The sequence below is a fragment of the Actinospica sp. genome (assembly GCF_035552695.1).
Lineage (GTDB): Bacteria > Actinomycetota > Actinomycetes > Streptomycetales > Catenulisporaceae > Actinospica.
Map to the genome: position 1 here is coordinate 16,195 of NZ_DASZKT010000199.1, position 13,164 is coordinate 29,358.

General features: G+C 69.8%; 13 protein-coding genes. 7 read left to right on the forward strand and 6 right to left on the reverse strand.

The features are described from left to right. Positions 1–5 precede the first annotated feature (5 nt). A complete protein-coding gene (locus VG296_RS22915; RefSeq protein ID WP_325568916.1) occupies positions 6–1,490 on the reverse strand; it encodes a ricin-type beta-trefoil lectin domain protein in 1,485 nt (494 codons plus the stop codon). 84 nt (positions 1,491–1,574) lie between these two features. After that, on the reverse strand, positions 1,575–2,033 hold the full coding sequence (locus VG296_RS22920) for a universal stress protein (RefSeq protein WP_325568918.1): 459 nt from the start codon (positions 2,031–2,033) through the stop codon (positions 1,575–1,577). Positions 2,034–2,157: 124 nt separating this feature from the next. Between VG296_RS22920 and VG296_RS22925 the strand changes: the two genes are divergently transcribed. Continuing rightward, the gene (locus tag VG296_RS22925) at positions 2,158–2,778 is read left to right on the forward strand and encodes a TetR family transcriptional regulator (protein ID WP_325568920.1); all 621 of its coding nucleotides are present in this window, start codon (positions 2,158–2,160) and stop codon (positions 2,776–2,778) included. A 44-nt stretch (positions 2,779–2,822) separates the two neighbouring features. Here the strand turns inward: VG296_RS22925 and VG296_RS22930 are convergent, their stop codons facing one another. Continuing rightward, positions 2,823–3,683: an SDR family oxidoreductase gene (locus VG296_RS22930; protein WP_325568922.1), complete on the reverse strand. Its 861-nt coding sequence runs from the start codon at positions 3,681–3,683 to the stop codon at positions 2,823–2,825. Positions 3,684–3,803: 120 nt separating this feature from the next. Between VG296_RS22930 and VG296_RS22935 the strand changes: the two genes are divergently transcribed. Beyond that, positions 3,804–4,214: a helix-turn-helix domain-containing protein gene (locus VG296_RS22935; protein ID WP_325568924.1), complete on the forward strand. Its 411-nt coding sequence runs from the start codon at positions 3,804–3,806 to the stop codon at positions 4,212–4,214. On the opposite strand, the gene VG296_RS22940 is transcribed toward VG296_RS22935, so the two are convergent. Then, positions 4,187–5,203, reverse strand: a complete 1,017-nt coding sequence (locus VG296_RS22940) for a bile acid:sodium symporter family protein (protein WP_325568926.1) — start codon at positions 5,201–5,203, stop codon at positions 4,187–4,189. The genes VG296_RS22935 and VG296_RS22940 overlap by 28 nt on opposite strands. A 97-nt stretch (positions 5,204–5,300) precedes the next feature. Here VG296_RS22940 and VG296_RS22945 point away from each other — a divergent pair, with 97 nt between their 5' ends. The 4 genes from VG296_RS22945 to VG296_RS22960 all read left to right on the forward strand — a co-directional run bounded on the left by VG296_RS22945 (position 5,301) and on the right by VG296_RS22960 (position 7,786). After that, entirely contained in the window at positions 5,301–6,221 is a 921-nt protein-coding gene (locus tag VG296_RS22945) for a LysR substrate-binding domain-containing protein (protein WP_414641127.1), read from the forward strand. 71 nt (positions 6,222–6,292) lie between these two features. After that, positions 6,293–6,820, forward strand: a complete 528-nt coding sequence (locus VG296_RS22950) for an NUDIX hydrolase family protein (RefSeq protein ID WP_349259667.1) — start codon at positions 6,293–6,295, stop codon at positions 6,818–6,820. Then, a complete protein-coding gene (locus VG296_RS22955; RefSeq protein WP_325568932.1) occupies positions 6,820–7,242 on the forward strand; it encodes a YjbQ family protein in 423 nt (140 codons plus the stop codon). The genes VG296_RS22950 and VG296_RS22955 overlap by 1 nt, the downstream gene beginning before the upstream one ends. Before the next feature lie 85 nt (positions 7,243–7,327). Further along, positions 7,328–7,786 (forward strand): GNAT family N-acetyltransferase, encoded by a 459-nt coding sequence (locus VG296_RS22960; protein WP_325568934.1) that lies wholly within the window; start codon positions 7,328–7,330, stop codon positions 7,784–7,786. A gap of 64 nt (positions 7,787–7,850) precedes the next feature. On the opposite strand, the gene VG296_RS22965 is transcribed toward VG296_RS22960, so the two are convergent. After that, a complete protein-coding gene (locus VG296_RS22965) occupies positions 7,851–8,603 on the reverse strand; it encodes a cupin domain-containing protein (protein WP_325568936.1) in 753 nt (250 codons plus the stop codon). A gap of 204 nt (positions 8,604–8,807) precedes the next feature. Between VG296_RS22965 and VG296_RS22970 the strand changes: the two genes are divergently transcribed. Continuing rightward, entirely contained in the window at positions 8,808–9,395 is a 588-nt protein-coding gene (locus VG296_RS22970) for a TIGR00730 family Rossman fold protein (protein ID WP_349259668.1), read from the forward strand. Positions 9,396–9,459: 64 nt separating this feature from the next. Here the strand turns inward: VG296_RS22970 and VG296_RS22975 are convergent, their stop codons facing one another. Continuing rightward, positions 9,460–12,597, reverse strand: a complete 3,138-nt coding sequence (locus VG296_RS22975) for an AfsR/SARP family transcriptional regulator (RefSeq protein ID WP_325568940.1) — start codon at positions 12,595–12,597, stop codon at positions 9,460–9,462. Positions 12,598–13,164 lie beyond the last annotated feature (567 nt).

Below are 13,164 nucleotides of genomic sequence, written 5' to 3' on the forward strand. Positions count from 1 at the left end.
GAGCATCAGGATCCCAGCTTCCACGTCTGGCTCGACGAGCCGGAGCAGGTGGCCACGTCGAGCAGGGTGCCGTCGGCAGTAGCGTCGCCGACGGTGGCGAGGCAGAGGGCGGAGTCGGCGGCGCTGGTGATAGTGCCGCTGGAATTGACCGTCCACTGCTGGTTCGTGGCCCCGGTGCAGCTTTCGAGGACGACGGCTGAGCCGGACGCGGCGCTCGTCGTGCCGGCCTGCATGCACATGTCGCCGTAGACGCTCAGCTCGTGGCTGGTCGTGTAGTCCCACGTCTGGTTGCCGCCGGCGTTGCAGTCCCAGATGTCGAGCTGCGTGCCGGCGGTGGTGGAGAAGCCGGGGACGTCGGCGCAGCGGGTGCCGGCGGCGGAGTTGATGAGCGTCTGGCCGGGAGGGGCCGCGGGCTGGTCGTTGACCGGCGGGACGGAGCCGAAGCCGTAGCCCCACTGGAGCTGGGCGACGCCGGTGGCGCTGTTGTTCGTCAGCTTCCCGTCGGAACCGAGGCTCTCGATCGAGTACGAGTCGCCGAAGCGCAGTCCGGGCCAGTAGACCAGGCCCATACCCATGCCGCGGGCGATGTCGGTGGTCGCGGCGAGGTACGCGGTGTACGTGTTGCCGTTGTGCGCACCGTAGTTCAGCCCGGTCGTCATCGGGGCGCCGGCCTCGTCGACGATCGTGCGGTAGGCGTAGCCGCCGAGGCGGGGAAGCAGGTTATTGATCCAGTCCGCCTCGGTCGTGTAGCCGGCCCAGTAACCGTAGAAGTGCAGCGAGAGCAGCGTGCCGTCGAGCGCGGAGGCCGCGCCGACCGCGGTCACGTTGTCGTTGTAGCCGGTACCGCTGATGACGACGCGGTCACGCGGGATGAACGTGCGGTCAGCGAGGAACTGCGTGCAGATCTGCACCCACTGCGCGGCCGTGTAGCCGTACGGCTCGTTCATCGGCTCGAAGAACACGCGCGGGTTGTTCGCGTAGGTCTTGGTGACGGTGTTCCACATCTGGTTCCACGTCGTCGTGTCGTCGATCACGCCGTCGTTCGAGGACTTCTCGTCCCAGTAGCTGAGGATGACCTTGTCGCCGGTCGCGGTGGCCGCGTCGATCGTCGCGCGGTACGAGTTCCACCACGTCGTGCCGACGCTCGCCGGGTTGATCGGCAGGCGCAGCGTGTTGGCGCCGAGGTTCTTGCGGAAGCCGGCGACCATGTTCAGCGTCGTCTTGTACACCGTCTGATACGAGTCACTGGTGCTCAGCCCGCTCGGCACCACCGGGCCGCCGTTGTAGTTGTCGTTCGGATCGGCCCAGTTCACGCCGTGAAAGCTGCTCGGCGCCGCGGCCGACGCCGATTCGCTCGACGTCGCCGTCGTCGGTGACTGCGCCGTGGACTGCCCCGTAGAGGAGGCGAAGGCGCTCGTCGTGGTCGCGGCGGCGACCACGACGGCCGTGAGCACGAGCGCTGCGCTTGCGCGCCGGTTGAGGAACTTCACGATCCACGCTCCAAGTCATTAATTCGCCCATGAATTAACTCGGTTGGACCGTAGAGTCCCGCCGTGCGGCTGTCAAGATCCAGCTCAGGGTACGACGATGACCGGACACGGCGCGGTGCGCGCCAGCCGGCCTGCGAGCGAGCCGAACCAGCGGTGCACGCGGTGCTCGGAGGCCCCGACGACGAGCGCCGAGACCCGCAGGTCGCGGGCCAGCCGGCGGATCGCGTCGGCGGGCGGTCCCTCCAGCACGGTGAACGCGCACGCGGTGCCGAGCCGCAGAGCGCTGTCCGCGAGGTACTCCCCCGCCTCCTTGGCCACGTCGGTCTCGGCGGCCTGCGCGTAGACGGACACCGCGGGGTTGGCGAGTACCAGTGCGCCGTTCTGCCGCACGTAGACGCCGATGACGCCGACGCCGTTGCGCCGCGCGAGCCCGGCCGCGTAGTCGGCGGCGCGCAGCGAGGTGCGGGAGAGGTCGACGGCGACGAGCACGCAGTTCGGCGCGATGGTGCCGACATCCGTGCCGCTGAGCTGATGGACGGTCATGGCCGACGCTCGATTCACATCATTCCGCGGAGCAGATCGCTCTACCGACACCATACGCCCGAAGTGGCACCCAGTGTCAACCCAGTCTTCCCGTGTCGTAGGTAACACGCGTACAGTGGAGGACATGCCTCTCGAATCGTCCGCGGCCCCCGCGCCGGACCTGCGTGAACGCACCCGCCGCGCAGTGCGGGCCGAGCTGACGGACGTGGCGCTTGACCTGTTCCTGCGGCGCGGCTTCGAGGCGACGACGGTCGACGAGATCGCCGCGTCCGCGGGAATATCACGGCGCAGCCTGTTCCGCTACTTCGCCTCCAAGGAGGCGATCATCTTCGACAGCCTTCAGGATGTCGGCGAGCGTCTGGCCGAGGCGCTGGCGAAGCGGCCGCGCGAGGAGGATCCGTGGGTCTCGCTGCGCCACTCCTTCGAGGTGGTCACCGCGTACAACGAGGACAACCCGGAGCGCACGCTGGCCTTCTGGACGATGCTCGAGGAGACGGCCTCGCTCAAGGCGCGGCACTTCGAGCACTTGATGCGCTGGCAGCAACTGCTCGTGCCGGATATCGCGGTGCGGCTCGGCGAGGTCGAGGACGACGGAGCGTACGGGCCGTGCGCGCCGGCCGTCGTCGGCGCGGCGCTGGCCTGCCTGGACGCGGCGAACCACGCATGGCTGCGCTCACGCGGCAAGGCGGACGTCGTGCTGCTTCTCAATGAAGCGATGCACGCCGTCCGCCCCGCGGAATTCTGATCCAGCGGATCCTTCGGGCCTCAGGCCCTCAGGCCCGGAACCGCTTACGCCTTGAGCGCCTGCGCGACGGCCTCGGCGACGGTGCTGGTCGGGCGGCCGATCAGCGTGCTGAGCGTGTCGGTGGTCTCGGCGAGCGCCCCCCGCGAGATCGCGACGTCGGCCTGGGCCAGGGCGGCGGCGAGCTCGGCGGGCAGACCGAAGCCCTCGAGCGCCTTCGCGTACTCCTGCTCGGGAAGCGAGGCGTACTCGACCTGCTTGCCGGACTGCGCGCTGACCTCGGCGGCGATCTCGGCGTTGGCGACCGCGACGTCGCCGGTCAGCTCGTAGGTCTTGCCCTCGTGCCCTTCGCCGGCGAGCACGGCCGCGGCAGCGGCGGCGTAGTCGGCGCGGGTCGCGTAGCCGACCTTGCCCGCACCGGCCGAGCCGATGAACGCGCCGTGCTCCAGCGCGGCGCCGACCGAGCCGAGCAGGTTCTCGAAGTACCAGTTGTTGCGCAGGATCGTGAAGGCGATGCCGGACTGCCTGATCGCGGTCTCGGTGTCCTTGTGCACCCAGGAGAACTCGATCGGGTTGACCTCGGCGTGCGGGATCGAGGTGTAGACGAGGTGCGGCACGCCCGCCTGCTTCGCCGCCGCCACCGCGTTCAGGTGCTGCTTGACCCGCTCGTCGCTGTTCCCGCTGCTGGAGATCAGCAGGAACTTGTCGGCACCCGCGAGCGCCGCGACGAGGCTCTCCTGGTCGTTGTAGTCGCCGCGGACGACCTCGACGCCGCGCCCGGCGTAGTCGGCCAGCTTGGCCCTGTCGCGCACGACGGCGCGGATTCCATCGGCCGGGACGCCCCGCGTGAGCAGGTCCTCGAGGACGAGGCGGCCGAGGTTTCCGCTGGCTGCGGTGATGACGATCATGAGGGGAACTCCCGTTCGGTGCGGTTGACTTCGCTCACCCGAGGATTGCACTAACTTTTCGAAAGTGCAATCCCGGGGTTAGTGCTGCCGCCCGGCGAGTGCTGGGCTATCCTGGAAGGCATGGATACGCAGCAGATGCCCGCCGACGCGGACGCGAGCGGCGACTGCGCGTTCGACGTGCTGGCGCCTCGCTGCCCGTCGCGCCCCGTCCTCGAGCACATCACCGGACGCTGGGGATCGCTGGTGCTGATCGCGCTGCGCGAGAGCCCGGCCCGGTTCAACGAGCTGCGCCGCCGGGTGGGCGGGGTGAGCGAGAAGATGCTCGCGCAGAGCCTGCACGCGCTCGAACGCGACGGCCTGGTCGCCCGCGAGGTGCATTCGACGATCCCGCCGCGCGTCGAGTACAGCCTGACGCCGCTCGGCGCGCGGACCGCCGGGAAGCTGTGGGAGCTCGTCCTGCACCTGGAGGACGCGATGCCGCAGGTCCTCGAGGCGCAGCAGCACTACGACGAGAGCACGGCAGCGGCCTGAGACGCGATCGCCGGCACGGCTTCCCCTTCTTCCCCTTCCTGCCGTGCGTAGCGCCGGGACAGCGCCGCGCAGGCGAACAGCTGGATCTGATGGAAGATCATCAGCGGTAGTACGATCGTGCTCACCGTGGCGGCCGGGAACAGCAGTGTGGCCATGGGCAACCCGCTGGCCAGACTCTTCTTCGAGCCGCAGAAGACCGCCGCGATCCGATCGCCGCGTTCGAACCCGAGCATCCGTCCGCCGGCCGTCGACACCGTGAGCACGACGGAGAGCGCTGCGATGTCGATCACGCCCAGCGTGACGAGCTGCTGCCACGAGACTCGGTGCCAGATCCCCGCGACGACGCCCTCGCCGAACGCCGTGTAGACGACGATGAGCACTGATCCGCGGTCGACCGTGGCCAGGGCGCGCGGGTGCCGCTTGAGGGTGGGGGCGATGCGTGCTCGGGCGAGCTGTCCGGCGGCGAACGGCAGCAGCAGTTGCGCGGCGACGTCCACCATGGAGGAGGCTGATACGCGCGCGTCCGCTCCGAGCAGCACCGAGACCAGCAGCGGCGAGAGCACGACGCCGATCAAGTTCGACAGCGATGCGGAGCAGACGGCGGCCGCGACGTTGCCGCGCGCGATGGACGTGAACGCGATCGAGGACTGCACTGTGGACGGCAACACGCTGAGGAACACCAGTCCGACGAACAGCTCGTGCGGGATGAGTCCGGGTTCGAGCAGCCGCAGCGGCAGCATGAGCAGCGGGAACAGCACGAACGTGAGCGTGAATATGTACAGGTGCAGTCTCCACTGACGCAGCCCGTCGAGCGCGGCACGGGGCGAGAGGCGTGCGCCGTGCAGGAAGAACAGCAGGCAGATGCCGGCCGTGCTGACGTCGCTGGACAACCGCGCGCCGGACCCGCGTGCCGGGAACGCGGAGGCGATCGCGACGGTCGCCAGCAGCGAGAGGATGAACGGGTCGAGGCTTGAGCGGAGACGTTGCACGTCACACACCCTGGCAGCACGGCGGTATGCGGGAAAGCGGGATACCGTGGTAACTGTGATCGAGAAATCTGATAGCACGGCGTCGCTCGACACGGCGTTGCTCGACCCGGCGCAGTTGCGTACGTTCCTGACGGTCGCGCAGTCGCTGAGCTTCACGGCCGCGGCGCAGCGGCTCGGAGCGAGCCAGTCGACTGTGAGCCAGCACGTGCGCAAGCTCGAGGGGACCGTCGGCCGCTCGCTGCTGGAGCGTGACACGCACTCGGTGACGCTGACCGCGGACGGGGCCGCGATGGTCGGGTTCGCGCGGGACATCCTCGACAGCAACGAGCGGGCCGTGGACTACTTCGCGGGCCCGGCGCTGCGTGGCCGGGTACGGCTAGGGGCGTCGGAGGACTTCGCCCACTCGCGGCTGCCGGACATCCTCCGCACGTTCCGCGCCACACATCCGTTCGTGGAACTGGAACTGACGGTGGGTCTGAGCGGCGTGCTGCACCGCGCGCTCGCGGCGCGGCGGCTGGACCTGGTCATGGCCAAGCGGAAGACCGGGGAGACGCACGGCACGCTCGTGTCCCGGGACGCGATGGCCTGGATCGCCGCGCCGGACGTGCGGGTGAGCGCCGATCCGGCCGAACCGGTGCCGCTGATCGCGTGCCCCGAGCCGAGCATCAGCCGTGAGCTGGCGATTCGCGCGCTGGAGCGGGCCGGACGGTCGTGGCGCATCGCGTGCACGGCGGGGAGTTTCAGCGGCCTGCACACGGCGGCGCGGGCCGGGCTCGGCGTGACCGCGCATACCCGCAGTCTGATTCCGCAGGGCCTGGTGGAACTGCCCCGCGACGCCGGGCTGCCCGCACTCGGCGAGGTCGAGTTCGTCCTGCTGGCCCGCGGTCGCGGCGAGACCGGCCCCGGCGCGGCACTGGCCCGGGCGATCCTGGCGAGCGAGACACGGCCCCGAGCGCAGTCGGAGTCCGAGCGGTCGGAGTCCGAGCAGCCGGAGTTCGAGCCACGACCTCCCGCGTGAACATCGTATTTACCCGGCCGGGGGCGCGCCGGGTGACGGGTTCCGGATACGATCAGCCCGTGGCAGACGTGATTGAAGAGACCAGTCCCGGCTGGCTCACCAGCGGCGAGCTCGAACAGGCCCGCGCCCAGATGCCGATCCTCTACGTCGAGGCCATCCCGGTGCGCGTGGACGAGAGCGGCGAGGTGACCGCGATCGGCCTGCTGCTGCGCATCATGCCGGACGGGACCATGAGCCGGGCGATCGTGTCCGGGCGGGTGCTGCACCACGAGCGGGTGCGCGACGCGCTGCTGCGTCACCTGGAGAAGGACCTCGGTCCGGTCGCGCTGCCGCGGATCCCGGTGTCCCCGCAGCCGTTCACCGTCGCCGAGTACTTCCCGACGCCGGGCGTCACCCCGTTCCACGACCCGCGTCAGCATGCTGTCGCGCTCGCCTACATCGTCCCGGTGTCCGGCGACTGCCGCCCGCGCCAGGACGCGCTGGACCTGGTCTGGTTCACGCCCGAGGAGGCCGCGTCCCCGGTCGTGCAGCAGGAGATGATCGGCGGCCAGGGCACGCTGCTCAAGCAGGCTCTCGCGCACATGGGCCGACTGGTCTGATGGGCCCCGCGTTCCGCACCGATGTCCTGCGCGTGCGCACCGGCCGCGAGGAGGCCGTGTACGACCTGACGGCCGACTGCGCGGCGTTCCTGCGCGAGGCGGCGGACGGATCGGACGGCCTGCTGAACGTCTTCGTCCCGCACGCCACGGCGGGCGTCGCGATCCTCGAGACCGGGGCGGGCAGCGACGACGACCTGCTCGCCGCTCTGCGCGACCTGCTGCCGGCCGACCAGCGCTGGCGCCACCGGCACGGCTCCCCCGGCCACGGCCGCGACCACGTGCTCCCCGCGTTCATCGCCCCGCACGCCACGCTCCCCGTCATCGGCGGCCGCCTGGAGCTCGGCACCTGGCAGTCGGTCGTCCTGGTGGACACCAACCGGGACAATCCCGACCGCCAGGTGCGCCTGAGCTTTCTGGGCTGAGAAAACAGCGCGAGATCGTAGGCTGATCGCCGTAGCATCGGGGGCCATGCGCATAGCCACATGCACCGAGGCGGACCTTATCTCCTTGGAACGCGATCTGCCGACTGGTCGGAACAACGCGCACGCATACCATTTCAGTCGGCAGAAGAGCGGCGATGTCGAATACCTCGTTGCCTGGAGCGACGAGGTTGCCGTGGGCCATGCCCTCATCAATTGGGCGGGATTCCGGGACGATTCGCCGCGCGCCGCGTACCCGGAGTGCCCGGAGATCAGCAATCTCGGCGTGGACCAGGCCTGGCGCGGTATGGGCATCGGCAGTGCTCTGATCGCGGAAGCCGAGGCGCGGATCCTCGCGCGCGGTTCCCGTCGAGCGGGCCTGGGCGTCGGCGTCGAGAATCCGGATGCGGCACGGCTTTACGCGCGGCTCGGCTATCGCGACACGGAACTGCGCCTCGAGTCTCGATATTCGTGGTACGACAGCGACGACGTCTGCCACGACGTCGTCGAAATGGATATGTTCCTCGTCAAGGAACTCTCGGCATGACCGGAGCGCCGCGCGAGGCACGCGGCGCTCCGGAGTTCGAACCGAGTTCGAACCCTGTGCGGGCTCAGCGCTTCTCGGCGTAGTGGACCGCGCCCTGCCAGTCCACGATCTGCACCGGCTCGTCGCCGACCACCCAGGCGTCGTGCCCGGGCGGAATGACGGCCAGGTCGCCCGCGTTCACGTCGAACTCGCTGCCGTCGGCCATCCGGACGTGCAGCGTCCCGGACATGTGGTACGCGAAGTGCGGCGCCTCGCACAGCTCCGTTCCCGCGATGGGCTTGACGTCCTGGGACCAGCGCCAGCCCGGCTCGAGCGTCAGCCGGCCGATCGTGCCGCCGGCGGCGTTGAGGATCTCCGCGTGACCGTGGTCGAAGGTACGGGTCTCGTCCGAGCGCGAGAAGGACCGGTGTTCGGGCTTCGCGGCCATCATGCCCATTTCCCGGGCGGTCGCCTCGTCCCAGGCCTGGACGCTGGTCTGCGCGGTGATCCGGCCGTCGCGCAGGTCGAGCATCGAGGTGGACAGCACCTTCGTGCCGTCCGGGTAGCGGCACTGCTCCAGGTAGGCCGCGTGCGTGCCGTCGGCGGAGACGACGACCTGGTCGAGGTGGTGCTCCATCTCGCGGCTGCAGACATCGTCCAGGAAAGCGCCGATGGCGGCGGCCCCGGTGATCTCGTGCGGGTGGCTCGGCTGGTCACGCTGGTCCACGAGCGTCATCAGCGCGTGCTCCGCGTAAAGGCCGCGCATGGCGGTGGCGTCGCGCTGCTCGATGCCGCGGCGCAGGGTCTCGATGTCGAACATCGAGTTTGTGTCCGACATGGTCATCGGTTACCCGCCTTTCCTGTCGAAGGCCCCCCGGCAAACGTTCCTCTCCGAACCTCAAGGAATCGTCAAGCCGAACATCAAGGCGTCGTCAATGTACGAGCCGTCAGGTCGGTCTCCGGCTCGGTCGTGAGGTCTGTCGCCGCTCGGCCCTAGACTGTCGGCCGCACGCAGCATTCGATGCCGCAAGGGGAGCACATGGTGCAGCACATCTGCGTTTTCTCCGGTTCGTCGCGTGGCCGCGGCGAGAAGTATGTCCACGTGGCCGAGCAGGTCGGCGCCGAACTGGCGCGGCGCGGCATCACCGTGGTCTACGGTGGGGCCCGCGTCGGCACGATGGGCAGCCTCGCCGACGGCGCGCTGCGGGCCGGCGGACAGGTGGTGGGAGTGATCCCGCAGGGACTTGCCGACTGGGAAGTCGCCCACGAGGGTCTGACCGAACTGCACGTCGTCGCGGACATGCATCAGCGCAAGGCGATGATGGCCGCGCGCTCCGACGCGTTCATCGCCCTGCCCGGCGGTGCGGGCACGCTGGATGAACTGTTCGAGGTCTGGACCTGGGCGCAACTCGAACTGCACACCAAGCCGATCGCCCTGCTCAACACGAGCGGCTACTTCACCCCGCTGATCGCGTTCCTGGACCACATGACCCGCGAAGGCTTCCTGCACCAGCCGCACCGCGACATGCTGATCGTCGAGGAGGACCTCGACGTGCTGCTGGCGCGCTTCGCCGAATATCAGCCGCCGAACTACGTCTGGCAGGAGAATCCGGCGGAGCAGTCGGAGTAGTCGGAGCCGGAGTAGTCGGACCGGTCAGACCAGTCGGAGTAGTCCGGATCGGCCGGACGAGGATTCAGCCGAGTTCCGCCAGACGCGCTTCGATCCGCCCGGCCTCGGCGTGCTGCCCCAGCTCCTGGAAGATCGCCAGCGCCTGCGTCAGCTGCTCCACTCCCCCGTCCCGCTCCCCGCGTGCCAGCTGGATCTTGCCGATGCCCTCCATCGCGAGGGCCTGCTCGTCGCGCATCGACGTCTCGCGCGCCAGGCCGAGCGCCTCATGGTGAAGAGCCAGAGCGCGCTCCGGATCGCCCGCGGTGTCCACGACCCCCGCGTAGCCGTTGAGTACCCACGCCTGGTTGCCGCGGGCGCCGATCTCGCGGAACACGGTCAGGGCGTCTTCGAAGTCTCGCATCGCCCCGGGCAGGTCACCCGCCTCGGCCGAGATGACGGCGCGGCTCTGCCAGGCGATGGCCCGCCCGATCCGGGCGCGGGTCTCGCGGTAGAGCTCCAGGCCTTCGTCCACGGCCTGCTTCGCGGCCTTCAGGTCGCCTGCCAGCCGGAGCGCGCCGGCCTTCTCGACCAGGGTCCTGCCCATGCCGACGCGATTGCCGAGCTCGCGGAAGATGCCGAAGGCTTCATCAAGGTCCTGCACCGACCCCGCCAGATCGCCGAGCGAATGCCGGATGCCGCCCAGGTTGCACAGGACGTCCGCCTGGCTGCGCCGCTTCCCCAGGACGCGATACAGGCGCAGGGCCTCGGCGAGATCGTCCGCGGCGTGCTGCGCGTCACCGGTCAGGTAGCGGGCGAGCCCCAGTTCCGCGAGCGCGGCCGCCTGTCCCAGCGGTTGGTCGAGTTCGACGAACGAGGCGATGGCCGCTTCGAGCTCCTGGATCGAGCCGGGCATGTCCCCGGTCATCCGCAGCACGACGCTGCGTTCGATGCGGGCTACGGCCAGGCCCCGCTGGTCGCCGGACTCGAGGTGCAGCGCGACGGCTTGATCGAGCTCCCGCAGCGCGCCCGGAAAATCGCTGGACACGCCCCGGAACATGCCGAGTCGGCTCAGCGCGTCGGCCTGGGCGCGGATGTCGCTGAGACGCTCCGCGGCAGCGGATGCGGCCGTATAGACCTCGATGGCGTAGGGCAGAGGCCCGTCCTCGAGCACGATCTCCGCGAGCCCGGCGGCCAGCGCGACGACGTGGGCGTCCTGTGCCTCGACGATGGCGCGCTGGACACACGCCTCCAGATTGGCCCGCTCCGCCCGCAGCCATTCGTAGGCTCGCACACCGTCAGGCAGGCCGGGCGCGCGGGTGGGAACGGGACCGAACGGCGCGAACCGGGGAGAACGCGTGATACAGACGTCCGCCCGCTGGGCAGTGTGCTGGTAATAGTCCATCAGCCGGTCCAACGCGGCAGCATTGTCATCGGTCGGGTCTTGCCCCGCGAGCGTCCGCGCGTGCTGCCGAACCAGGTCGTGCATCCGGTAGCGGCCGACGGTCGGCTCGATGAGCAGATGATGGTCCACAAGATCCTGCAGTAACCGCTCGGCATCGGCGAGATCGCACTCAAGCAGCGCGGCGACGGCGTACGCGTCCGTATCCGGGCCCGGCAGCAAGCCGAGACGGCGGAACAGCAGTTGCTGACGGTCGGTCAGGGCGCGATAGGAGAGTTCGAAGACCACGGCCAGGTCCCGCTCGCCGTCGCGAAACAGGTCGAGCCCCGGGCGGCCCTCCCGCAGCTTGTCGGCCAGATGCTGCGCCGTCCAGGCCGAGCGATGGCGCAGCAGGCCGCCGGCGATGCGCAGCGCGAGCGGAAGTCGACCGCACAGATCCGCGATCTGCCCGAACACCGCGTCATCGACGGCGTTGTGGCTTGGCCCGGCCAAGACGCGCAGCAGCGCCACGGCCTGGTCGGCGGGCAGCAGGTCCAGCGGCACGGTGTACGCGTCGTCCAGGGACCGCAGCCGGGTACGGCTCGTGATCAGTACCGTGCATCGTCCGCTGCCCGGCAGCAGCGGACGGATCTGCTCCTCGCTCGCGGCGTTGTCCAGCACGATCAGGGTCCTGGTGTCGGCGAGCCGATCCCGATACAGGGCGGCGCGCGCATCGAGTGCGGGAGGGATCTGCCGCGCCGGAATGCCGAGCGACTGGAGGATCACCGCCAACGCGTCGGCGGGCTCGCGCGGCTCAAGACCCTTCGTGTAGCCGTGCAAGTCGAGAAACAGCTGCCCGTCCGGGTACCGGTCGGCCAGCAGGTGCGCGGTGTGCAGGGCGAGCGCGGTCTTGCCGATCCCGCCCATCCCGTCGATCGCGCAGATCACGACGGTGCCCACCGGGTGCTCGCCGTGCTCCACCAGCGCGGTCACGGCATGGACCTCCTCGGCCCGGCCGGTGAAGTGCCCGGGTGCGGCGGGCAACTGCCGGGGCGTGTGCCGCGCGGAGAGCCGGGGCACGACCAGGCCCCCCTCCTGCAGGTCGGGATCGGCGGCCAGGATGCGTTCGTGCAGTTCCTGGACGGCCGGTCCCGGCTCGAGGCCGAGGTCCCCGACGAGGGCGGCCCGCAGCTCCCGGTACGCGCTGAGCGCGTCGGCTTGGCGGCCGGAGCGGTAGCAGGCCAGCATCAGCGAGCCCGTGATCCGTTCCCGCAGCGGGTGTTGCGCGGCGACCTGGCGCAGTTCGCCGACCAGTTCCTCGTGCCGGCCGAGGGCCAGATCCGCTTCGACGCGCTCCTCAAGAGCTGCCACTCGCGCCTCGTTCAGCCGCAGCGTTTCAGCGAGGAGGTCTCCACTGTGCAGCGTTACATCCTCGAGAGGTTCGCCATGCCAGAGTTCCAACGCGGCGCGCAGCTGCCTGGCGGCCGCGAACGCCTCTCCCCGGGCCAGCGCGGCCTTTCCGTCGGCGGCCTGGCGCTCGAACTCCGCCAGGTCGAGCTCGCTCGGCTTCACGCGCAGCAGGTATCCCGCCGGCTCGGTCCCCAGCCGCGTCTCGCCGTCCTCGGTCAGCAGCGATCGCAGCCGCCAGACATACGTCCGGACCAGGTTCAGCGCGCTCTCGGCCGGCTGAGCGCCCCAGACCGCGTCGATGAGCCGGTCCACCGAAACGGTCCGGCCCGCCGACAGCAGCAGCACCCCGAGCACCGCCCGCTGGCGCGCCGACCCGATCCGCACAACCTGGCCGGACACCGTAACCCGCATCGGGCCCAAGATCTCGAACTGCACGACTAGCCACTCCTCCGGACACCGCACAGACGCGGTCCACACGGCTGAGGATAGATGAAACGTAGATGTCGGCAACGCAGACTGGACGCAGGCCCGCAGCCTCGGGTTCGTCACGCGTCCGGGGGATCCATCCGCATGGCGACCCCGAGGCTGCGAACCACCCACCCGAGCCAGAGGGAAGCCACCGTGAGATTCGCCAGATCAGCCTGCACCTTCGCGCTCGCCGCCAGCGCTCGTCGCGTGGCAACACGGCCGCCCACCGCGGCCGGGCCGTAGCCCGCGCAGCCGAGTCGTGCCGTACTGACCAGCGTTGAGTGCGAATCATCGCCCCCTCCACTCACAGGGGGGTGGACGGGGCAACGCACTGGCGAAGCATCCGCGGAGACCGGACACAGAGCGCTGACCACCGACCAGTGACCACTGACCCACGATCAAGCGCGGCATGTGACAGAGCCCCTCGGCGCACGACGTAGCGCCAAGTGGCTTATGTGCTTGGGTTCATTCCACAAACAGAGCACTCAGGGAAGCCACCGTGAGATTCGCCAGATCAGCCTGCACCTTCGCGCT